24 protein-coding genes and 1 tRNA gene are annotated in these 22,605 nt (G+C 48.2%); 7 read left to right on the forward strand and 18 right to left on the reverse strand.

Annotation, left to right across the window (positions count from 1 at the left end; all coding sequences use genetic code 11):
* Positions 1-2 precede the first annotated feature (2 nt).
* The gene (locus QVP67_RS04735; RefSeq protein ID WP_022162412.1) at positions 3-368 is read left to right on the forward strand and encodes a PqqD family protein; all 366 of its coding nucleotides are present in this window, start codon (positions 3-5) and stop codon (positions 366-368) included.
* Here QVP67_RS04735 and QVP67_RS04740 read toward each other — a convergent pair.
* The 11 genes from QVP67_RS04740 to prmA all read right to left on the reverse strand — a co-directional run bounded on the left by QVP67_RS04740 (position 328) and on the right by prmA (position 9,153).
* Complete coding sequence (locus tag QVP67_RS04740; protein ID WP_022162413.1) at positions 328-1,395, reverse strand: DUF4831 family protein; 1,068 nt, start codon at positions 1,393-1,395, stop codon at positions 328-330. The two genes, QVP67_RS04735 and QVP67_RS04740, sit on opposite strands and share 41 nt — an antisense overlap.
* 156 nt (positions 1,396-1,551) lie before the next feature.
* The gene (locus QVP67_RS04745; RefSeq protein WP_022162414.1) at positions 1,552-2,661 is read right to left on the reverse strand and encodes a lactonase family protein; all 1,110 of its coding nucleotides are present in this window, start codon (positions 2,659-2,661) and stop codon (positions 1,552-1,554) included.
* A 39-nt stretch (positions 2,662-2,700) separates the two neighbouring features.
* Entirely contained in the window at positions 2,701-3,720 is a 1,020-nt protein-coding gene (locus QVP67_RS04750) for an FAD:protein FMN transferase (RefSeq protein ID WP_022162415.1), read from the reverse strand.
* A gap of 34 nt (positions 3,721-3,754) precedes the next feature.
* A complete protein-coding gene (locus QVP67_RS04755) occupies positions 3,755-4,336 on the reverse strand; it encodes a manganese efflux pump MntP (RefSeq protein ID WP_022162416.1) in 582 nt (193 codons plus the stop codon).
* A 72-nt stretch (positions 4,337-4,408) separates the two neighbouring features.
* The gene (locus QVP67_RS04760; protein WP_022162417.1) at positions 4,409-5,176 is read right to left on the reverse strand and encodes a DUF6048 family protein; all 768 of its coding nucleotides are present in this window, start codon (positions 5,174-5,176) and stop codon (positions 4,409-4,411) included.
* A complete protein-coding gene (locus tag QVP67_RS04765) occupies positions 5,145-5,630 on the reverse strand; it encodes a DUF6452 family protein (RefSeq protein ID WP_022162418.1) in 486 nt (161 codons plus the stop codon). The genes QVP67_RS04760 and QVP67_RS04765 overlap by 32 nt, the downstream gene beginning before the upstream one ends.
* Before the next feature lie 2 nt (positions 5,631-5,632).
* Complete coding sequence (locus QVP67_RS04770) at positions 5,633-6,583, reverse strand: glycosyltransferase family 2 protein (RefSeq protein ID WP_022162419.1); 951 nt, start codon at positions 6,581-6,583, stop codon at positions 5,633-5,635.
* Between the two features lie 70 nt (positions 6,584-6,653).
* A complete protein-coding gene (locus QVP67_RS04775; RefSeq protein WP_022162420.1) occupies positions 6,654-7,202 on the reverse strand; it encodes a DUF4199 domain-containing protein in 549 nt (182 codons plus the stop codon).
* A gap of 191 nt (positions 7,203-7,393) precedes the next feature.
* Positions 7,394-7,467, reverse strand: a tRNA-Thr gene (locus tag QVP67_RS04780).
* Between the two features lie 232 nt (positions 7,468-7,699).
* The gene (crcB, locus tag QVP67_RS04785; protein WP_022162422.1) at positions 7,700-8,083 is read right to left on the reverse strand and encodes a fluoride efflux transporter CrcB; all 384 of its coding nucleotides are present in this window, start codon (positions 8,081-8,083) and stop codon (positions 7,700-7,702) included.
* 227 nt (positions 8,084-8,310) lie between these two features.
* Positions 8,311-9,153, reverse strand: coding sequence for a 50S ribosomal protein L11 methyltransferase (gene prmA, locus QVP67_RS04790; protein WP_022162423.1), 843 nt, complete (start codon positions 9,151-9,153; stop codon positions 8,311-8,313).
* A gap of 165 nt (positions 9,154-9,318) precedes the next feature.
* Here prmA and QVP67_RS04795 point away from each other — a divergent pair, with 165 nt between their 5' ends.
* The 4 genes from QVP67_RS04795 (at position 9,319) to QVP67_RS04810 (ending at position 13,276) form a co-directional block, all read left to right on the forward strand.
* The gene (locus QVP67_RS04795; RefSeq protein WP_022162424.1) at positions 9,319-9,615 is read left to right on the forward strand and encodes a nucleotidyltransferase family protein; all 297 of its coding nucleotides are present in this window, start codon (positions 9,319-9,321) and stop codon (positions 9,613-9,615) included.
* Positions 9,602-9,997, forward strand: a complete 396-nt coding sequence (locus QVP67_RS04800) for a HepT-like ribonuclease domain-containing protein (protein WP_071149964.1) — start codon at positions 9,602-9,604, stop codon at positions 9,995-9,997. Before QVP67_RS04795 ends, QVP67_RS04800 begins: the two co-directional genes overlap by 14 nt.
* Positions 9,998-10,184: 187 nt before the next feature.
* Positions 10,185-11,537 (forward strand): hypothetical protein, encoded by a 1,353-nt coding sequence (locus QVP67_RS04805; RefSeq protein ID WP_022162426.1) that lies wholly within the window; start codon positions 10,185-10,187, stop codon positions 11,535-11,537.
* A 107-nt stretch (positions 11,538-11,644) separates the two neighbouring features.
* On the forward strand, positions 11,645-13,276 hold the full coding sequence (locus QVP67_RS04810; RefSeq protein ID WP_022162427.1) for an outer membrane protein transport protein: 1,632 nt from the start codon (positions 11,645-11,647) through the stop codon (positions 13,274-13,276).
* A gap of 148 nt (positions 13,277-13,424) precedes the next feature.
* Here QVP67_RS04810 and QVP67_RS04815 read toward each other — a convergent pair whose 3' ends face one another.
* Genes QVP67_RS04815 through QVP67_RS04830 form a run of 4 tightly spaced genes read right to left on the reverse strand, consistent with a single transcriptional unit; the run spans position 13,425 to position 15,787 of the window.
* The gene (locus tag QVP67_RS04815) at positions 13,425-14,330 is read right to left on the reverse strand and encodes an outer membrane beta-barrel protein (RefSeq protein ID WP_022162428.1); all 906 of its coding nucleotides are present in this window, start codon (positions 14,328-14,330) and stop codon (positions 13,425-13,427) included.
* 24 nt (positions 14,331-14,354) lie between these two features.
* Positions 14,355-14,813 (reverse strand): DUF6108 family protein, encoded by a 459-nt coding sequence (locus tag QVP67_RS04820; RefSeq protein WP_022162429.1) that lies wholly within the window; start codon positions 14,811-14,813, stop codon positions 14,355-14,357.
* A gap of 12 nt (positions 14,814-14,825) precedes the next feature.
* Complete coding sequence (locus QVP67_RS04825; RefSeq protein WP_022162430.1) at positions 14,826-15,269, reverse strand: hypothetical protein; 444 nt, start codon at positions 15,267-15,269, stop codon at positions 14,826-14,828.
* On the reverse strand, positions 15,266-15,787 hold the full coding sequence (locus QVP67_RS04830; RefSeq protein ID WP_022162431.1) for an RNA polymerase sigma factor: 522 nt from the start codon (positions 15,785-15,787) through the stop codon (positions 15,266-15,268). Before QVP67_RS04830 ends, QVP67_RS04825 begins: the two co-directional genes overlap by 4 nt.
* Positions 15,788-16,075: 288 nt before the next feature.
* Between QVP67_RS04830 and QVP67_RS04835 the strand changes: the two genes are divergently transcribed.
* Positions 16,076-17,776, forward strand: a complete 1,701-nt coding sequence (locus tag QVP67_RS04835; RefSeq protein ID WP_287641813.1) for a glycoside hydrolase family 43 protein — start codon at positions 16,076-16,078, stop codon at positions 17,774-17,776.
* Positions 17,777-17,889: 113 nt separating this feature from the next.
* Complete coding sequence (locus QVP67_RS04840) at positions 17,890-19,491, forward strand: glycoside hydrolase family 43 protein (protein ID WP_022162433.1); 1,602 nt, start codon at positions 17,890-17,892, stop codon at positions 19,489-19,491.
* Positions 19,492-19,725: 234 nt separating this feature from the next.
* Here the strand turns inward: QVP67_RS04840 and QVP67_RS04845 are convergent, their stop codons facing one another.
* From QVP67_RS04845 to QVP67_RS04855, 3 genes are all read right to left on the reverse strand, one after another.
* Positions 19,726-21,069: an MFS transporter gene (locus QVP67_RS04845; RefSeq protein ID WP_022162435.1), complete on the reverse strand. Its 1,344-nt coding sequence runs from the start codon at positions 21,067-21,069 to the stop codon at positions 19,726-19,728.
* 223 nt (positions 21,070-21,292) lie between these two features.
* Positions 21,293-21,847: an NADH peroxidase gene (locus QVP67_RS04850; protein WP_022162436.1), complete on the reverse strand. Its 555-nt coding sequence runs from the start codon at positions 21,845-21,847 to the stop codon at positions 21,293-21,295.
* Between the two features lie 40 nt (positions 21,848-21,887).
* Positions 21,888-22,322 (reverse strand): Fur family transcriptional regulator, encoded by a 435-nt coding sequence (locus QVP67_RS04855; protein ID WP_288179916.1) that lies wholly within the window; start codon positions 22,320-22,322, stop codon positions 21,888-21,890.
* Positions 22,323-22,605: the final 283 nt, after the last annotated feature.

Genomic DNA, 22,605 nt, shown 5'->3' on the forward strand with positions numbered 1-22,605 from the left:
ATATGCCGGATACAGTAGACAAAATTAGTTTGTTGAATGCCATTCCGGTTCGTAGTGAACAGGTAAAAACTGAATGGAAAGGTGAGTACGTTGTGCTCGCCTTTCCTCGGTTTAAGAAGGAATGGATGCGTCGTTTCTGGTTGTTTAAAGGGCTGTCGCAGGATATACATGTAACGTTGGAAGAGCATGGGACAGCCGTTTGGCAATTAATAAACGGCCAGCGTACCGTAAATGAAATAGTGGAACTGCTGGCCGTTCATTTCTCGAACGAAGCGGATTATGCTTCGCGTGTTGCAACTTACATCATGCAGTTGCATAAAGATGGTTTTATTCGCCTCTGTCTACCTTCAGCAAGCCACCCGTTGTAGTGTCGAAAAGCACCTGGGTAACACTGTTCTTATTGAATAGTACAGGAGCAAGGTATTCCGTGGTGCCAAATTGGCTCACCGGAAGTTCGTCTTCAAACAATTTCTGGTGTTTGTATTTTATCTCTATTTTGGCTTTACCGGGTGCATTGTATGCCACTCCTTCTATTTTCTTCTTTTGATCTTTCTCGTCGACTGGCGGAATGTTGATTGTCTTAAGGTCGGTGATGCTGATGTATATAGGCTCGCCGGCCAGATTATAGCTGTCTACGACTCCCAGACGTGTAGAGAAGCGTGAAATTACTGCATTTTGCATTTCTTTGGGAGTAATGCGTACGGTGAATGTTTGGGATTGCTCGACCGTTTTTCCGGTAAACATTTCCGTCATGGCTTTTTCCTGACGATTCAGGTTGTCGAGCATCAGTTTAAGCTGTTCTCCGTCTTTGGGCATGTTGTCTGCCTCGCCTCTTAGCAGAGCGTTTTTGCTTTCGCGTATGTTGTAGATTTCCTGTGCAACCAGTTCGGCCATTTTAGCACTTGAGCTGGCCATAAGAATTTCCTGCGTGAGGAAAGTACGCGGGTCAAGTGTCTCGGATGCCGCATTGAGTGGGGCAGAGGCTTGTTTCTTTTCTTTCTTTCCGCTATAAGGCATATTGATGGAGCGTACAATGCCGTCTTCGGTCAGTTCCATAAGAGGAGCAACCGTTTTGTCTTTCAGCTTTACGAAATAAACGTTATCCTTGTCCGGTACTCCGATAGTGGAAGTTTGTATTTTGTCCAGTGTCCAATACTCTCTTGACAGTGGAGAAATGCCAGTCAGTTTCAGAAACTGTTCGGCATATTTGCAAAATTCTCCCGGAGTGTATGTATGCTTGGTTGCCACAATGGTAAGCTGAATTTCAGTTTTCGGCAGCAGATAGGTCACTCCATAGTCCTTACCACGCATCACACCAGCAGTAACTTCCGTCTGGGCGTACGTACCGGTTGTGAGTAGCAGAAGACCTGCCAGTTGTATGATTCTTTTTTTCATAAAAGGATATTAATAATAAGTTATTCATTTGCTTTAGATAGAAAAGCAAAGCCGGTATGGCGGTGCATTTACAGCTCGACCTGGCTTTGTTCTACTTCTATCTTAAATAACAAAGATAATGAACTCCGCTGTTGTACGACACTTATTTACGAAAGATTAACGTACGAACTGAATGCATACGGGTTTGCTGATGGCTATATCTTTGTTGATGTTTTCCAATAATCCTGTTGTCTCATCTCGTCGGTATACCTGTATCACGTGGCTGTCGCGGCAAGCTACCAACAGGTACTTACCGTTGGGAGTGATATTAAAGTTACGGGGATGAATGCCGGTAAGCTGATATCCGACTTTGGCCAGCATGCCGTTTTCTTCGTTGACGGCATAGATGGCTATTCCGTCACCTTTCAGCCGGTTGGAGGCATATAGATATTTGCCATCGGGACTAAGGTGGATGTCTGCACTTCCGCGGGCGGCCAGTGTGTCGGCTGTGATGGTCTGTATCTGTTTCAGGCAACCGTCGTTGTAGCTGTAGGCGATAACTTTGCCCGACAGTTCATTAATAAGGTATGCATATTGTCCGTTCGGGCTGAACGTCAGATGACGCGGACCGGAACCGGGAGCTACTTCTGTTGCTTCGGCCGAGGGATGCGGGACGATATCTTTCGGATGAAGGACAAAGCGCAGGATGCGGTCGGAACTGAAGTCGGTGGCAAATATATATTTCCCGTCAGGCGAGAAGACGGCACAGTGCATGTGCGGGCTGTTCTGTCTTTCCGGATCGGCATTGTTGGCCATTCCTTCGAACAGGGTGTCGACCGGTTCTACGCTTCCGTTGCTACGCAGGGGAAATACAGCCATTGTGCCACCGGAATAGTTGGCGGTCAGCACTTCCTTTCCGTTGGTAGATATATAGCAAGGACCTGCGCTTAAGGTAGGTTCGCTGTTCAGCAGGCGCAGTTCTCCGGTTGTTTTGTCGAAAGACAATGCATTGACAGCTGCTTGTTTGCCGTCCATTTCGCTGACGGCATAGACAAACTGTCCGTCTTCCGATACGGCCATGTAGGAAGGATTGGGCAGTTCGAACGAGTTGAGGGCCGTAGAAACACCGGTTTCCTGATTGAAGCGGAAAGTGTAAATACCTTTGCTTCCTCCGTCCGTGTAGGTTCCTACCAACATGGCGATTTCAGCAGATTCCGCCTTGGCTGGCTTCTGTGGCATGCAGGCGGCACAGAGCAGTGCTATCATGCAGTAAAGTAGCTTTTTCATTGTATTATACCAGATTAATGTGTCTTTTTACGAGGAGTATTATTCTTTGATATACTTTTTCATACCTTCGGTGCAGAACGTCTTGAATTTCCCGTCATTGTCGCTGTAGATGAAGTAAGCGTCAATTTCGGGGTTGGCGTTGGCAAAACGTTCGGCCTCTTCCAGTCCCATTACCATAAAGGCAGTGGCGTAGGCGTCGGCACTCATACAGTCGCGGGCTATGACCGTGGCCGACAGTATGCTGTGCTGTACGGGATAACCGGTGCGCGGGTCGATGGTATGTGCATACTTCTTTCCGTCTTTGTAATAGAAGTTGCGGTAGTTGCCCGAGGTGGCTATACCGGCATTGCTGATTTGCAGAACTGTCTGCAATTCCTGGTTGATTGCCAGTGAGTCGTCTATCGGTTTGTTGATACCGATTCTCCACGGAGTATTCTGCGGGTTGTTGCCATGTACTACCACTTCACCGCCGATGTCTACCATATAGTTCTGTATTCCTTTCTTTTCGAGCAGTTGTGCTACGATGTCTACGGCATATCCTTTGGCTACGGCACTGCACGTCAGCATGATGCGTGGGTCTTGCTTGACGATTTTTCCTTCGGCCGACAGGCTGACTTTCGTATATCCCGTGATGTCGAGCAGACTGTCTACCATCAGTGAGTCGGGGAAGTGTCCTTTTTTGAAGCCGAATCCCCAGGCATTGACCAGCGGGGCAACAGTGATGTCGAAAGCACCGTTGGTTTCCCGGGATATTTCCATACTTCTTCGGAACACGTTGGTGAAGAAGGTGTCCGGCACGATGTCTTCATTCCGGTTGATGCGTGTGATGGTAGCTGTATCGTTGAAGGGAGACAGTGATCCGTCGAAACGCTTCAGCTCGGCATCTATCTCAGCGTGCAGGTTCTGGTCGTACTGGTAGGTGATGTTGTATATGGTTCCGAAAATCTGTCCGCTGTCTTTCTGGTAGGGGGCAACACGGTTGTGGCGTGCCAGAATCCAGATGGTTCCCAATACCAGTAGGGCAATCCATAAAAAGTTTCTTTGCGTTCTTTTTTCCATAATTTGTCTTTTCCGTTTGATGTTCTTCCGAAGTCTATCCTAAAAACAGGTGTTCTATCAGTATTTTGCTTCCGATGGCAATAAGGATGATTCCTCCCCACATTTCAGCTCTTAGTTTGCGTGCAAGGCCGCATCCGAAGCGGATTCCAAATATCAGTCCTATCAGCGAAAGGGCAAACGAGACGAAGCCGATAATGCCGATGGGGTAGAGTATTCCGGTAATTCCTCTGATGCCCAGGAATGCGAAGGACACCCCGACGGCCAGTGCGTCGATACTGGTTGCTACGGCCAGTGCCAATACTACTTTCAGGCTGGTAGGGTCGTATTCGTTTTTACATTCTTCGTCTTTAAACGATTCGCGTACCATACGGCCTCCCAGGAATGCCAGAATGGCAAAGGCAATCCAGTGGTCTATACTTTCGATGAGATGGCTGAACATACTTGCACCGATCCATCCCAGAAAAGGCATCATAGCCTGAAAGAAGCCGAAAAAGAATGCCATTACCAACATGGGGCGCCACAGGGTACGCTTCAGAATGATGCCGCTGGCTATAGATACGGCAAAGCAATCCATTGCCAGACCGGCCGCCAGCAGCCAGATTTCTAAGTTAGTCATTGTTTATCGTTTCATTATAATTATCAGATAGAAGAGGTTGCCGCTGGTGCAGCACATGGGCTCAGCCTTTGCTTAGAAAGGCAGTTTGTAAGTGATTGTGTATATCACTCCCATGGTGTTCGACCCGTATTTGCCGAAGCCGGGGACGTACGACGGATCGCCGTATTGTCCGGTGGTGGCCGACAGCTTGTACTTCATACGTACCGACCATCCCATCGACACATTTTTCCAGATGTTGGCTCTGATGCCCAGGCATATTTCGAGCCATTGCATGCTTCCTTTCATGCCGGTATGGTTGTACGGGAGACTTCCGCCCCAGATGTCGTCGGTCAGGTTAGGATTGCCTACTCCTCCGCCGTAAATGGGGTCTTCCAGTCCCAGTGCTTCGATGTCGTATTTGAAGTTGGTCATTCCGTAGCGCACTCCTACCGTAAACAGATGCCCGTGCTGTTTCTTGTAGAGTGCGTTATAGTCTATACCGATACGGACATAGGGGGCTTGCGTCTTGGAGCGGATGCCCAGGTCGCCTTCTTCGTTGTTGCTTGCATAGCCAAGTTCTACGGTGGGGAAGAAGCGGTGCTTCAGGTCTACGTCTACTACGACTTCTGTGCTGAGGGTATTTCCTCCCAGCGCTTTACTGCCCAGTCCCCACAAGTCTACACCTACCGAAACGCCGTTGTACAACGGATATTGCGGTCCCTCCTTGGCGTCCTTCTGCTCTTTCTTTGGCAGTTTCTGAGCAGCGGCGGCAGGCGGATTACTGTTTTGCGCACCGACAGGCAGCGAGCATAGCAGGCAAAGCAGCAGACTAATAGAATAATTTAATATTTTCTGTACCATAGATGCTGGCTTCGGGGTTTGAGATATAAATAGAGTCGAGCACGTGCCGGCTGTATGTGCAACCTGTGACGGATTGTTGCATCTGGTAGCCGCAATCCATCGAGAGGAAGTAAGGGGTGTTGGTGTGTCTGAAGACAACAGTATCGGTCTGCTTTTCGTTGTAGCGGAAAATCAGTACCGTCGAGTCTTCGGTATAGCGCAGGGGCAAAGTCAGATCCTTCACTTCCTTTTGGTTGTTTACGATGACGGAATCGGTTCCGTATGCAGTAATGGTCAGCGAGTCGAGTGTATCTTTCTCTACTATGTTAGTTTCTGCCAGGATGGTGTAGAGGTTGCAGTTCAGCATGCCGCGTGCAGCTTGCGAGCAGTCGGCCTCTTCCGAGCAGGAGAGGATGCTGCCGGCTGCAGGAAGCAGGATGGCGCAAAGTATGATTAATTGGACGAGTTTTTTCATTGTCAGATGGTTTTCTCTATTTGGTATTTGTTACGTTCGGGTGCATTACGCGAAATCAGTTCGCCCAGGAAGCCTGCTACAAACAGCTGGGTACCGATAATCATGGAGGTCAGCGCCAGGAAGAAGTAAGGCGAATCGGTCACCAGACGGTAGGGCATGCCGTTGTGCATATTATACAACTTGCTGGCTCCTACGATGATGACGGCTATAAAGCCGAGTACAAACATCAGCGAGCCCAGCAGGCCGAAGAAGTGCATGGGCTTTACTCCGAAGGTGGAGAGGAACCAGAGGGAGATGAGGTCCAGATAGCCGTTGACAAAGCGGTTCAGGCCGAATTTGGTCTTGCCGTACTTGCGTGCCTGGTGGTGTACAACCTTCTCGCCGATTTTGGCAAAGCCGGCGTTCTTGGCCAGGTAGGGGATGTAGCGGTGCATTTCGCCGTAGACTTCGATGTTCTTGATGACATCCTTGCGATAGGCCTTCAGTCCGCAGTTGAAGTCGTGCAGGTTCTTGATGCCCGACACTTTGCGTGCGGTGGCGTTGAACAGCTTGGTAGGAATGGTTTTCGACAACGGGTCGTAGCGTTTCTTTTTCCAGCCCGATACAAGGTCGTAGCCTTCCTGCGTAATCATGCGGTACAGTTCGGGTATTTCGTCGGGGCTGTCTTGCAGGTCGGCATCCATGGTGATGACGACGTCGCCCTGTGCCTGTGCAAAGCCACAGTACAAAGCCGGCGATTTACCGTAGTTCCGGCGGAACTTTATGCCCCGCACTGCGTCCGATTGTGTTTTCAGCTGTTCGATGACTTGCCAGGAGCGGTCGGTGCTTCCGTCGTTCACGAAGATTACTTCGTAAGTGAATCCGTTGGCTTCCATTACCCGTTTGATCCAAGCGAAGAGTTCGGGCAGGGATTCTTCTTCGTTATATAAGGGGACTACAACAGAAATATCCATTTGTGTACGATTTAGTTTTATTATATGATGAATGTTGTAAACATGCTTTTTTCTTTTTTTCCGCTCCGGGCTATCCGGCCACTTCGTCTTTCCGTCTTCTCATGGCAAACAGGGCTGTGGGTAATGCCAGCAGCGAGCAGTAGAAAACGTTTTGCGACATCAGTTGGAAGGTGATGTCTATCGGACTCAAGGCACGTATGGCGTCGAGGGCTTCGTTCAGCTGTTTCAGGTAAGCCTCTATACCGGGCACGTTGCTGGCGGACAGGCTGCTCAGCAGGTTTTCGTAGGTGTTGAGTATGAAGCCGTGGTCGATGTAGCGGAAGTATATGTAGTGTGCTACAGCAGTCAGCAGGGCCGAGAATATATACATGGAGACCGTGAACAGCCATGCCGGCAAAAAGTTGATGGCTCCTCCGCATACTTGGTTGCGGTATATTCTCAGGTAGTAATAGCCCATGAAGGGTACGCACAGCGTAAGGCCCATGAAGAGGAAGGATAGAAAGGGCAGGTTGTATTTCAGCCCCAGGGGAAAGAGTATGAACTTCAGTATCCAGAATACACCCATGTAGGTGCCGAATAGCATTGCATATCGTTGCATGTAACCTTTGTTTTCTGCCATTGATGTCATTAAAATGTAAAGAAGAGGTCGTCGTTGCCGCCAGCCTCCGTTATGGAAAAATAACTTTGCAAAGTTACAAATATAGTTGGATACAGTGGCATGCAGGCTGTAGATTTTTAATAAATTAGGGGATGGGACGGGGATATACGAAAAAAGCGGAGAATGTTCGGTGACATCTTCCGCTTTTTCTGAGCCTCTTGTCGGATTCGAACCAACGACCCCGAGATTACAAATCACGTGCTCTGGCCAACTGAGCTAAAGAGGCGGGTGGGTAAGCTTGCCATATCGCGCCGCTACAACCAACTACCTTTGCTGCGATCAAGCCCTGGAGGATTCGAAGGGAGCTGGCCGTATAGGACTTACCCGTTTTTTTCTGTTTTGCGGTTGCAAAGGTACGCATTTATTTTAAATCTGCAATAGCTGGAGCGATTTTTTTCGAAATATTTTTTCGATACCCCTCCTCAGGCCTTCCCAGAGGCTTCTGGAGGGGGATGCTGTCAGCGGGTATAGTTGCTGATAAGCGCACCTCCCAGCATGGCAGCGGCTACTCCCAGTGCTACGCTCAATACGACGTACAGTAGAAACAGGCCGTGCAATCCTTGTTTCAGCAAGATCAGACTGTCGTTGCTGAAGGTCGAAAAGGTGGTGAAGCCACCGCAAAGTCCGGTGGTGAGCAGAAGCCGTATGTCGGTAGCCAGGTTGAAACGGGCGGAAAGAGCATAAAACATGCCTATCAGGAAACTGCCTACGATGTTGACGGTGAAGGTGGCCCAGGGAAAGTTGTAGGGTACAATGCGTTCGTGCAAGGCCAGTTGCACGCAGTAGCGGAGTACGCTTCCCGTGCCTCCGCCAAGAAAAATACAAATCAGTGCTTTTGTCATTGCTCTGTTCTTACTGCTTGTTGGGAATAATAATATAAGTAGTTGGAATATAAAGTGTTGCAGTTTCCTTCTGTTTCCACGTTAGGAAACTACCGTTTCCTCTTTGGGAAACTGTCGTTCCCTCTTTAGGTTACGGCCGTAACCTCCTTAGGGAACGGGCGTAACCATTAGTGGAAACGGAGGGGAACTCTTGCTTTGGGGCAGGGCAGGTTCAATGTCCTGTTCCGTCACTTCTCAAACTGTACGGCTGCCCAGCGGTTTTTCTCTTTGTGATGAACGAAGCGGAGTCCGTTGCGTTCGGCCTCTTCGCGGATGGCAGGAATGTCGTCCGTATAGAAACCGCTCATAAAGAGGCGGGCGCCTGGATTCATGCGCGCCACATAGTGCTTCATGTCGTTCAGCAGGATGTTACGGTTGATGTTGGCTATCACCACATCGAACGGGCCCTTGTCGGGCAGGATGGATGCGTCGCCTTGGAATACGCTGATACTATCAACGTGGTTCAGCTCGATGTTTTCGAGCGAATTGCGCACACACCATTCGTCAATGTCGATGGCCGTACAGGGAGCTGCGCCACGCATCCGCGCCAGAATGGCAAGTATCGACGTGCCGCATCCCATGTCAAGCAGCGCTTTGCCTTGAAGGTCAGCTTCCAGCAGTTCGCCTATGATGAGGCTGGTGGTTTCGTGGTGTCCTGTTCCGAAGGCCATTTGCGGATTGATGACAATGTCGTATTCTGCCTGAGGTACATCGTGGTGGAAGGTGCTGTGGATGACGCAACGGTTGCCGATGACGATGGGTTGGAAGAAGTTCTTTTCCCATTCTTCGTTCCAGTCCTTGTCTTCTGCTTCCTTATAAGTATAGGTAAGGGTAGTGTCGGCCAGCGGAAAACTGTCCAGTGCCGACTTCAGGGCTTCTTCGTCGTACAGGGCGGTCTGTATGTAGGCAGCTATGCCGCCCTCCTGTTCTACAAAACTTTCGAAGCCGACTTCGCCCAATACGGCGGAGAGGACATCGTTGACTACCTCCGTGCATGGTTCGGTATGGAAGATAAATTCTAAATATTTCATAGGGAATGAGATGTTTTGTTAAACTTGAGGCAAAGGTAGTGCATTTTTTCTAATGCCGAACTTCTTTTGCCGATTTGATGTGCATGGCTAAAAGTTTGCGCAGGTTTTGTCTGTTTGAAACATTTTATTACCTTTGTGACTGTACAGCTCAGTAAAAGCAAGGAAATGAAAACAAGGGAAGAATACATATCTCTGATAGTGTCCCATGCCGATGACCTAAGAACCAAGTTCGGGGTTAAGTCGTTAAGGTTGTTCGGGTCGGTATCGCGTGGCGAGAACCATGAAGGTAGCGATGTGGACGTATGTGTCGATATGGAGCCGAAAGCGTATATGCTGGTAGCATTGAAGCGTTTTCTCAGTAATCTTCTGCAATGTTCTGTTGATGTGGTAAGAATGCACAAGCATATCAATCCTTTTTTGCTTGATGAAATAGAAAGAGATGGAATATATGTCATCAGATAGCCGCATATACGGCATGTTTTGCCAGATAAGGAAAGCGATTCTGCAACTTTTGGAATGGAACGAGGAAGTCCATTCTCCAGAAGACTATTACTCTTCAGCGGAAGGAATGAAAAATCTTGCGGCAAGTTGCATGCTTATTGAAGCCATAGGCGAAGGCATAAAACGTATAGACGACATTACCCGGTCAAAGTTGCTTGTCGAGCGTCCGGAAATACCTTGGATTGATGTTATAGGGATTCGCAATCATATAGCGCATGGATATTTTGATATTGACGGCGACATTGTTTACGATGTCGTAAAGAACAATCTGCAGGATTTGCTTCTCGCCGTCGATTACTTTCTAGAGAAAATGAAACCTTCATTAAACCGGACGGAGGGGTAATGGCTCTTCCTTTTGTTGTCGGGCAGTTGAAATCTCGTCTTTGTTCATTGTTTGTCCTCACCTTTCAGATGGTTTAGGGAAATCCCTATCAATCTTTGGGGAAAAACTGCTGTGTGTAGTGGATTTCGGCATTAACTTTGTAACGCGAAGAAATAGATAGAAATGAAAACTAAAAAATAGACGGAATATGAAAAAGATTGTTTTTTTATCGCTTTTGGCTTTTTGCCTTCCGTGGACGCTGGCAGCGCAAAGTATAGATGACGATCTGTACTATGTGCCTTCCAAGAAGCAGGAGGAGAAGAAAGAGCAGGCAGAAGAGGCGAAAGCTCCCGAACGGAAGACGGTAGTGGTGAAGACCAATGCACCCACAACGACCGTCGTTTCGCCTGGCAATACGACAGTAGTAGTTAGAGACCGTAAGGGCAATGTCCGCGACGTGGACGAGTATAACCGCCGTTACGAAGCCGACGATTATGAATTCTCGCAGGAGAACGACACACTCTATATCGACGAGAAAACCGACGACGGACTGGACGGTGAGTGGGTAAACGGATTCGACGGTTCGGCCGACGAATACGAATATGCTACGCGTATCATCCGTTTCCGCAATCCGCGTTTTGCCGTCAGCATCAGCAGCCCTTATTACTGGGACATTGTATACGGTCTGAATTCGTGGGAATGGAACGTATATGTCGATGATTTTTATGCTTATGCTTTCCCCACTTTCAGTAATCCGTTGTGGTGGGACTGGCGTTATAGCTCGTATGGCTGGTGGGGATATCCCTATTATGGCTGGGGTTGGAACAGCTGGTACGGTCCTCATTGGGGCTTCGGCTGGGGAGGCTGGTATGGCGGTTGGTATGGTGGCTGGTATGCCGGCTGGCATGGCGGCTGGGGATACCCGCACTATCATTACCCGGCTTGGGGACATTCTTCGTACTGGGGAAATGCTTTGACGCAACGCCGTTCGTACGGAACGAGTCGTGCTTCTTTGGGCAGTCGTCGTAGTTTGGACGGAACCCGCCGTTCGACGGTCAACAGCGGACAGTCGGTACGCCGCAGTGCCGGAACTTCCAGTCAGGTACGCCGCAGTACGTCGGGCACATCGGCACGCCGTGTCGTAGGAACCCGTACTTCGTCTTCCGAACGTTCCAGCTCGTCTTCGGTTCGCTCCAGCTCGTCTTCACTTCGTTCCAGTTCGTCTACCCGGCGTTCTACCTATACACGTCCGAGCAGCACACGCAGCAGTTCGGTGAACAGCAGCACAGGAAGCGTACGTCGCAGTAGTGGCATATCGACCGGAACTTCATCCAGCCGTCCTTCTACTACCTACAGCCGTGGATCAAGTTCGAGCAATACGCGAACCTATTCGAACGACTACAACCGCAGCAGCGAACGTTCTTATTCTGCTCCTACACGTTCGTCCAGCAGTTCCCGTTCGTCCAGCTTCTCGACAGGAGGCAACACCCGCTCATCGGGCAGCTTTTCGGGAGGTGGCGGTGGTAGCAGCCGTTCAAGCAGCGGAGGCCGCAGAAGATAAGCGTACGACAGCAAGGTGTGGCAACGTGTCCGGTGACTGGCATCGGGCACGGAGCAACCCCATATGATATAGAAGAATCTGGTATCGAAAAAAAAAGAACGTTAAGTATGAAAAAGAAACTGATGATAATAGCACTTGCCGCATTGGCTTCGGCAGGTGCAAAGGCACAAACCGTATACGATGCAGTAAACATTGCGCAGAAGGATCTGAACGGTACCGCCCGTTTTGTTGGTATGGGAGGAGCCATGGGCGCTTTGGGTGGTGATATCTCCACCATAAGCACCAACCCGGCAGGTATAGGTATCTATCGGAGCAACGATGCGATGGTGACCATGGGCTACTCCATTACCGGTTCGGAGAGCAAGTTCGGAGGCAATACCTTCGAAGCCAATAAAAACCGCTGGAGCTTTGACAATGCCGGATTTGTCATTTCCACCAAAATCGGCAACTTGACACCGTTGCGTTATGTCAACTTCGGCTTTAACTACCACAAGTCCAAATCGTTTTACAAGAATATGACGATGGGCGGTCTGCTGGGCAAAGTGGGCAGTGACTACGTTTCGCAAGTAGCCTCGATGGCTATGCAGGCTACTGACGGAGCCTATGCGTACTATCAGGACTATTCCTCCTATCTGGATTACGGAAAGAGCGACATCTATCGCAACGACTATGCCGGATGGCTGGGATCTATGGGCTTTCAAAGCGGCCTTCTGTTTGAAGACACTGAAACGGAAGCTTATAATACCTATATACCTTATATACCCAGCGAAGCAGACGCTTTGTTCCTGTCGCGCGAGCGGGGCGGTGTAGATGAATACGACTTCAATGTATCGTTCAATGTCAACGACCGTTTCTATTTCGGTGTGACGTTGGGTGCTTATGCCGTAGACTACAGCAAGTACTCTTTCTATGACGAGAACTACCAGTATACTTGGGAAGACGGAAAACAGTACGAAGAAGGCTATTCGCTAGAAAGCTTCAACCGCATTCACGGAGCAGGAATAGACCTGAAACTGGGTGCCATTTTCCGCCCGATAGAAGACTCGCCTCTGCGTGTCGGTCTGGCTATACACTCTCCTGTATACTACAAGCTGACTTATACCACCGGTGCTTTGCTGAGTTCTGACCTGTTTTTGCCGGCAGAAGACGGCAGCGAGGTGATGACGCATACAACCGTAGATACGTACAGCGAACTGGGCGGACGGGATATGGACCGTGACTTCGAGCTTCAGACCCCGTGGCTGTTCAATGTCAGCCTGGGATATACCGTAGGCTCTTCGCTGGCCTTGGGAGCCGAATATGAATACGAGGATTACTCTTCGATGAAATTCTACTATCCAGGGTCTTCCGAAGAAATGGCATGGGAAACCGGCGAGGCCGATCTTTGCCTGAAAGGGGTAAGTACGTTCCGGTTGGGAGCCGAGTATAAGCCTATACCTGCATTTGCACTCCGTTTGGGCTACAACTACAGCAGTGCGGCTTTCAAGGATGATGCCATCAAGGCACTGCCGACCAATTCGATTAATACCGATACCGACTTTGCCAACAACGAATCGATGAATACGTTTACGATAGGTATCGGCTATCGTGGCTCCAGAGTCTATGCAGACCTGGCTTACAAATATCATACGTATCAGTCGAAGTTTTATCCGTTTGTCGACGATCTGGGCGCGCTTCAGGCAACCAAAGTTACCAACGACCGCAGCCAGGCATTGCTGACACTGGGTATACGTTTCTAAAGAGACAGGAAATAAATAGCATTACATTTGCAAATAATCTTCATTCCTTCGGGCACGGAAATCCCGGAAAGGTTGCATGCGAATAAAGTATGTATGCAGTCTTTCCGGGTTCCGTGCCCGTTGTTTATGATATGGGGGATGCCTGTATTTACCAGTACCAGGCAATACCGAAGGAGTAGGGAGACATTTCGGGGCCTTTATCCTTTTGGAACAGACTGGTAGTAGAATAGCGCAAGTACAGACCGAAATCACCATATCCGGCTTGTGCCAGCAGATTGACACCTACAGGATTGACATACATGTCTTTGCCTACTCTTTGCTTTTTCCCGCCGTTGATGTGGGTGAACGATTTTACGCCGTGGCGGATTTCAAACTCCGGACCTATGTTGAAGAAAAGTTTGTTGCTTCTTCCCAGCCTTTGTTGCCACTCCAATGTGATAGGAATACGGAAGAAGAAATGGCGGAGCCGGCTGCTGCTGTAGCTGTTTTCTTCGTCGCCTTCAGCAAAATAGGTCTGTCCGTCGGCTTTGAGCAGGGCACGGTTGCCGTCGAAACTGAATGAGCGATAGCCCCAATTGACGCCAAAGTTCAGTCCCCAATGAGGATTCTTCTTGAAGTTGTGGCACAGGGAGATGACATTAAATCCGAATTCCCACGAACGGGACAGGTTCAGGTCGGCTTTCGCACTGTTGTCGAAAGAGAGGAAGTCGTTGCCCATTCTGCTGTATCCGATGAAGATGCCGGAATTATGCGGCTCATAGGCATTGTCTTTCTTCTTTTGAGGGATGAAGGGCAAGGCGTCGAGGAAAGTGCGTTTGTCCGATTCCACACGTTCCAGATAGACACCTTCGTATATTTCCACTTCTTTTGATTCTCCGTCGGTGGGCTGTTCTTCATATACACGGATACGCATGTTGCCGCTTCCTTTGCGGATGATGATGGAGTCGCCCTCGGTAGTGATGGTGGCACGCTGTGACGGGACGGTTTGTTGTGCTGTGGCATAGCTTGCCGCCATGGAGAGCAGGCAGGCAAAAATTACATTCTTTGTCTTCATATTGTTTCTTTATGTTTTTGGTTTTTATTGTTCTTTATATAGCATATTCATCAGTTCTTCTTCGTTGAGGCTGCCTTCGATGTAGACTAAGGTGGCTGTATTCTTCTTGCCCAGTTTGAAGATGATGTACCGTTGTTTGCCGTCCGAAGGATGCAGCTGGTAGTAGGCACTGCGCAGTATTCCGTCTTCTATTACTTCCTGGGTCTTATTGACCTGTCCGGGCTGTTCCTTGTCATGCTTCAGGCATTTCTGGATTTCTGCCAGATAGGGAGTAACGTCTTTGAAAACAAGGCTCCGGTATTTGGACATTTTGTAAGACTTCAGTATCTTGCCGTTCAGTTCGACCATGGTGACGTTCTGCCGGTCGCCGTATTTTTCGAATAGGGTCGAAATCTGAAGTCCTTCCTGAGCTTGCAATCTGTAGGATGAGAGGCATAGCCCGAGGGACAGGAGCAATACATATTTATATAGTAATCGTTTCATGGCTTTGTATGATTAGAATTGAAACAACAAATCATTGATTTCTTCGTCGGTGAAGTGTACGTTCTGCAAGGCTTCCATGGCTTTTTCCTTTATAAGTGCTTCGTCCGTATAACGCTTTCCGTTGATGATGACGTAGTTTTCAGAAGCATTGGGCACCGGAAACAGTTGCATGCTGCCTATGAACAAGGCTATTGAGGCGGCGGCACCACCCAAGAAGTAAAGCCAGCGGCGCCGTTTGAGCGAATAGGATTGCACGGGGGCGCTCTTCTTCTTCTCTGTCTCTGATTGTTCAAGGCGGAACTTTTGTGCTTCCTGGTCCAGACAAGCGAACAGGGGACGGTAGACTTGCACTTCTTCCGGCACTTCTTCCTCGGCAAAGAAGCGTCGCAGCTCGCGTTCTTCTTCGCAGGATGTTTCGCCGTCGAAGTATTTGTTTAGTAACTCGTTAATTTTCATTGTTCGTTTCTCCTTTTTCTTGCTTGTATGGTTTGCAGATATGTATCTCTCACTTTTTTGCGGGCTCTCGACAGATTGCTCCGTATGGCTTCGGCCGAGCATCCGGTTATTTCTGCTATTTCGTCAGTTTCATACTCTTCGATGTCTTTCATCTGCATGATGGTGCGTTGCAGGGGTGGCAGCGATTGTATGATGGTACGCATCAGCTTTATTTCGTCTTTTATCTCCAGTAGCTGTTCCGGAGTTGCTTCGGATGTGCTGTTGGACACATTGTCCAGCGAAACGTATTCGTTGCGCCGGGTTCGCCAGAGGTCCATGCACAGGTTGTGAACCAATGTCATGGCGAAGGCTTCGATGCTGCGGTATTGCTCCAGTTCTGCTCGGCGGTTCCATAGTCTGAGCATGGTTTCCTGCACGGCATCTTCGGCATCATCCGGGTCATCGGTCAGTCTTCGGGCATAGTTCAGCAACTTGCTGCGAAGCGGAAGTACGGCTATTTTAAATTGTTTTAGTTCCATTTTTCATTGGTAAGACGAACAGAAAAGCTAAACGTGACATCAAAGATGGTATTTTTTTGCCTGATTACTTACACTCACGTAACATTTTCTTTCGTTGGTGTTACATCCGGAACTTTTTTTAATGATGATATATAAACGAAAGTTTCTGTAACAAAATTATGCTGCCGGTATAGAACAGAACGTTTATCTTTGAAGGAGAAATTTAAGAAAAGCGATATATTCATTAATCAATTTAATCACATGAAAACATCCAAATTTAATTTTGAATGGTTGTGCAACCGGAAGACCATGGCGGTGCTTGCCTGCCTGTTCTTGGCTTCGGGAGTTTCGGTTGAGGCCAAAGAGAAAGCGCCGAAAAACGCGCCGGTATTTACCAACTTCGTCTATCAGGGCGATGACAAAATCTATAAGGAAAATCCGTTGCAGCCGGGTGAATTCTATAATCCGATTTTGCAGGGATGCTATCCCGACCCAAGCATTACGCGCAAGGGAGGCGATTATTATCTGGTCAATTCATCTTTTGCCATGTTTCCGGGTGTACCTATTTTCCATTCGACCGACTTGGTGAACTGGAAGCAGATTGGCCACGTGCTCGACCGTGAGTCTCAGTTGAAGGTGGAAGACTGCGGCATCAGTGCAGGAGTATATGCTCCGGCTATATCTTATAATAAGAATAATGATACTTTCTACATGATTACTACTCAGTTCTCGGGTGGCTTTGGCAACATGGTTGTGAAGACACAAGACCCGATGAAAGGCTGGAGTGATCCTATCAAGTTGCAGTTCGGCGGTATTGATCCCTCACTGTTTTTCGACGATAACGGAAAGGCTTACCTGGTACACAATGATGCACCGGACAGAGGAAAAGAACAATACGAAGGACACCGTGTCATTAAGATTTGGGATTATGATGTCGAGAACGACCGTGTGATTCCGGGTACGGATAAAATCATTGTCGATGGTGGTGTAGACATCAAGAAGAAACCCATCTGGATTGAAGGTCCGCACATTTATAAAAAGGACGGACGTTACTACCTGATGTGTGCCGAAGGCGGTACAGGCGGTTGGCACAGTGAAGTGATTTTTGTGGCAGACGACCCGAAAGGTCCTTATACGCCCGCTCCTTCCAATCCCATCCTGACCCAACGTTATTTCCCGCAGAATCGTGCTAACAAGGTAGACTGGGCTGGACACGCCGACTTGGTAGAAGGTCCGGACGGCAAGTATTACGGTGTGTTCCTGGCTATTCGTCCTAATGAAAAGGACATGGTGAACGCCGGTCGTGAGACATTCATCCTGCCTGTAGACTGGAGCGGCGACTTCCCCGTATTCGAGAATGGTCTGATTCCTTTGGAATGCAAGCTGAAACTGCCGAAAGGTGTTGAATACAAGGCTGGCAAAGACGGTTTCTTCCCGAACGGTAACTTCAAGTTCGAAGACAGTTTTGCTTCAGACAGTCTGGACCTGCGTTGGATAGGTCTGCGTGGTCCTCGTGAGAAGTTCATTTCTATCGCCAAGAAAGGCGGTCTGCAGATTACTCCGTTTGCAACCAATATTAAAGAGGTAAAACCGACTTCTACCTTGTTCTATCGTCAGCAGCACAGCAGTTTCTCGGCTTCTACAACACTGAAATTCAAGCCTAAAGCCGAAAACGAACTGGCCGGACTGACTTGCTATCAGAACGAACGTTTCAACTATGTATTTGGTGTGACCAAGAAGGATAAGGACTATCTGCTCGTATTGGCAAAGACAGCTAAAGGCCAGACTACGATTGTAGCAAGTACGAAAATCGACGTGGAGGCTCCTGTTTCCTTGCAGGTAGTGGCCGATGGTAACGATTATCGCTTCAACTATGCTGTCGAAGGTGGCGAATACACCAATCTGGGTGGAACCGTTTCGGGCGATATTCTTTCGACAAATGTAGCAGGCGGATTCACCGGCAGCCTGATAGGACTGTATGCTACACTGACCAATGATATTCGTCCGTAAGCAATTGCTGTACCTGAAAACAAACTGTCGGTTTAGTCGGTCGCATTAAACCGACAGCGTAGTACGATAAACCTGATTTAAACTACTGTGAAACCCGAATAAAACAATATACGATGAAGAAAATTATAGTTTCATTAATGCTCCTGTCTTCGCTTGGAAGTTACGGAGCACAGCTTCAGGCATTGCAAGCACCTGCGGACACCACGGAGTTTGTCAATCCCATGATGTGGGCCGATGTGCCCGACCCGGATGTAATCCGTGTAGGTGACGATTTCTATCTGGTCAGTACAACCATGCACCTGATGCCCGGCGCGCCGGTCATGCACTCGAAGGATTTGGTCAATTGGGAGATAGCCAGTTATGTATTCGACAAGCTGACGGACACTCCGCGCTACGACCTGAAAGAAGGTACGGCTTACGGACGCGGACAGTGGGCAACCTCTATCCGTTACCATAAGGGAAAGTTCTATCTGTATTTCTCGCCCAACGACCAGCCTTACAGAGGGTATGTATACACAACAACCGATCCGAAAAAGGGTTGGACACTGGCTGCGCGCACACCGCATTTTCACGATGCTTCGCTCTTCTTCGATGACGATGACAAGGTATACGTGTTCTACGGAACAGGCGAGATGCGCGAGTTGAAACCCGACTTGTCAGACGTAATGCCTGGCAGTAAGCCTATCAAGGTGTTCGAACGCGATGCAAGCGAAAACGGTTTGCTCGAAGGTAGCCGTTTCATCAAGCACGATGGCAAGTACTATCTGCTGATGATTTCCTGGCCCCGGGGCGGGAAACGTCGTCAGGTATGCTACCGTGCCGACAACATTGCAGGACCGTATGAAAAGAAAGTTATCCTGGAGAGCGATTTCGGTGGCTTCCCCTACGTAGGCCAAGGAACGATTGTCGACGACAGTAAGGGCAACTGGTACGGGGTTATCTTCCAAGACAGAGGCGGAGTAGGACGTGTACTTACCCTGATGCCTTGCCGTTGGATTGACGGTTGGCCGATGCTGGGCGATGAAAACGGACGTGTACCTTTGACGATGAAGAAGCCTGTACAGGGTTGTCCTACCATTCCGTTGGTGGTAAGCGATTCGTTCGATGCCGACAAACTGGACATTCATTGGCAATGGAACCACAATCCGGTGAATGAAGCCTGGTCGCTGACAGACCGCTCGGGATTCTTACGTTTGAAGACGTCGAGGGTGGTCGAGAACATCTTCCTTGCTCCCAACACGCTGACACAACGTATGGAAGGTCCGCAATGTAGCGGAGTTGTCGCATTGGACATTTCGCACATGAAGGATGGTGACGTTTCCGGATTCTCGGCCTTTAATGGCGATTCCGGTCTGCTGTCCATTATTGCAGAAGGAAATAAGCGTTATCTGACCATGTCTACCGCCGTAGTGAAGTTGCGCGACTCTGATAAAGCTGTCTTGGGAGTAGATGCTGAAGAAAAAGAACGTGTAGAGTTGAAGCAGGATAAGATTTATCTGCGTATCGATGCTGATTTCCGTGTCCACAAAGACATCGCTGCTTTCTATTACAGCCTTGACAATAAGAACTGGAAGAAGATAGGTACGGACTTCAAGATGATATTTGATTATCGCAGATTCTTCATGGGTACCAAGTTCGGCATCTTCAACTATGCGACGAAACAACTTGGTGGTTATGTCGACGTGGATTTCTTTAACTATACCCGAATGCAATAAGGTGTATCATAAATAAAGCATATCCGCAAGCTAAGGGATATGCAACAAAACAGAAGAGGGTGAGGCCTAAGGCTCCACCCTCTTCTGTTTTGGTATAAAACCAACCAGGTTTTCGTACAAAACCAGGCTTGTTTTCAACGAAAACCTGACTTGTTTTTATGTAAAACCCGACTTGTTTTCGTGCAAAACCAGGCTCGTTTTTACGCAAAACCTGACAGGTTTTTATATAAGACCTTACTTGGTCGTTTTCTGAGTCATCTTGGCATAAATGATAAGAGCGATGGCCGAGATGGCACCGATGCCGGTGAACCAATACCAGATGTAATGTGCGTTTGCCGATGCTGCCTCCCATTCTGCGGTAGTGTCGAACAGGGCAGGGTCGGGGCAGTAGGCTGTAAGCAGTATACCCGACAGACCGAAGCCCAGCACAGATGCCAGGAATGAGTGCAGATGGCTGAAGCCCAGATACAGTCCTTCTTCTCCTTTAGGAGCCTGTAGCGAAAAGAATTCCATATAGCGCGGCGAGATGAAGCACTCGGCTATGGCCTGTACGGCAATACCGGCAATCATCATGACGGTGATAGGATGCATGCCCATAATGTCACCGCTAAAGAGATTTCCTGCCGCCATAATCAGTGCCGACAGCGGAATGAGGAACATACCTACGGTCATCGAGGTCAAAGCCTTGCGGCGTGCCATCAGCCGGGTGACAAGGTTGACCAGCAAGACGACAACAAACGGATTGACATTGGCTATCCAGCCCGGACGAGCCGTCTCGCCAGCCATACGGATGACATACTTGGGCATGGTGGCGTACATCTGATGCTGAATCATCCAGAAACCGGTAACAATCAGTATCAGGAGCAGCAGACGCCCGTTGGTGAATACTTTGCCCAATCCTTTGAAAACTTCGGCCATGCTTTTGCCCTGTCCACTTGTGTTGGTTGAGTGGAAAAACAGGAAGATGGTGGCTAACGCTACGAAACATAAGGTGGCCGACAGAAAGTTGATATAGATATAAGCCTCATCGCCTACGATCGAGCGGAGCGGATCGACGAAACACTTTCCCGTGAAGGCACCGATGTTGACCATCATATAGAAGATGGAGTAACCGCGTGCCCGGGTTTCCGAAGTCGTTTCGCGTGCTACCGAAGCCGAAATGATGGACTTGATGAACGAGCCGCCTACGACGAGGATAATCATAATGGGTACGATGAGCATGCGCAGGTTGCTGGTCTCAATACCCGTAAACTGGGTTTTCTCACCATACACTACCAGTCCCGATGATTCGAGCATCAAAGGGAGTATTCCCAAGCCCAGATAACCGATAGTCAGCAGGGTGAAGGCTATCAGAATAGCTTTCCGGTAACCTATTTTGTCGGCAAAGGCACCGGTAAACATGGGCAGAAAATAAAGTCCGCCCGAGAATAAACCTGATATCAGACTGGCTTCGAGGTCGTTGAAACCAAGCGTGTTGGACAAATAAAGGGTAATTACGATAAAAATGGCATAGTAGGCCATACGTTCAAACAGCTCGGAGGCGTTGGCTGTCCAAAAGGCGCGCGAGAATTTGATCATTTAAATAAGAGTTTTTTTATGGTTTGTAATCAATCATTTTTCCGGTTACAAAGATAATTTAAACCAAGTGGAATAAAAAATGAAAATATCTTTTTGGTGGGAGATTATCTGAGAAGCAAAAATAAAACTGGTTCCAACCCGGGTATGTGCCCCACGAGTTGGAACCAGTATAGTTTATCACGTTGAGTGATATTTATCAGATAGTTAGGCTACTAATATCTATTTATTTGAAATAGCGGTTGTACAGGCCTTCGAAACCTTTACCGTGACGAGCCTCGTCCTTAGCCATTTCGTGAACTGTATCGTGGATAGCATCCAGATTCAGTGCTTTAGCACGAGTAGCGATACGCTTCTTGTCTTCGCAAGCGCCAGACTCAGCGTTCATTCTCTTTTCAAGGTTAGTCTTGGTGTCCCATACGCAGTCGCCCAGCAGTTCAGCGAATTTAGCTGCATGTTCAGCTTCTTCCCAAGCATAACGCTTGAAGGCTTCAGCTACTTCAGGATAGCCTTCGCGGTCAGCCTGACGGCTCATAGCCAAGTACATACCAACTTCTGTACATTCGCCCATGAAGTGGTTGTTCAAGTCCTTGATCATTTCGTCGTCGCAACCTTTGGCTACACCGATAACATGTTCGTCAGCGAATGTCAAAGGACCGCCAGCTACAGCTTCTTCTACTTCTACAAACTTGCTTGCAGGTGCTTTACACAAAGGGCATTTCTCGGGAGCTGCGTCTCCTTCATATACGTAACCGCAGACTGTGCATCTAAACTTTTTCATTTTTCTCAGATTTTAAATTAATTAGTTGAAATTACTTTAGTTATCTCTTGTTTGTTTCTTGTTCTTCAATACAATGTTTGCAAATACCTTTGAAATAGTAGTGCATCTCGTGCACGCTATGTCCTTCTACATTCATTTCTTCTGTTGGTTGGTTGGCTATTTGTGTACCCAAATCATAAATCTTCCCACACCGTTTGCACAGAAAATGCGCATGAGGAGCCGTATCGGCATCATAGCATGTATTCCGCTCATCTATCGTCAGGGTCAAGGCCGCACCTTGTTCGCTCAACAGCTTCAATGTATTGTATACAGTGGTCTTCGACAAGGTCGGAATTTCCGGAGAGAGTGCTGTGTAGATTTCGTCCACTGTAGGATGTGTGCAATGTTCCATCAGGTATTTCATAATAGCAATACGTTGAACCGATGGTTTAATGTTATGCACTTGCAGACGTTCTATGACATTTATACTCTCCATTAAAATCTTCAAACTTGTAATGATTACATTTTTAATTCTTTTGCAAAGATAGTCACTTCCTGGAAATATCCAAAAGATTTTGGTGAAAAAACAAAGTTTATCTCTATTTTTGCATTTTATAATATAATAATGTGGTTATCTGCAAATTTCGGTAAATGCTCAGTGAGGATATTGGACTTTGGGCAATCAGTTCGCCGTTTGGGGCTGGAAGGGTAGCAGATATTCATTATAACTATATAGAATATGAATTACGGATATGTAAAAGTGGCGGCTGCCATTCCTT

The organism is Bacteroides sp. CAG:633 (assembly GCF_000435115.1).
Lineage (GTDB): Bacteria > Bacteroidota > Bacteroidia > Bacteroidales > Bacteroidaceae > Bacteroides > Bacteroides ndongoniae.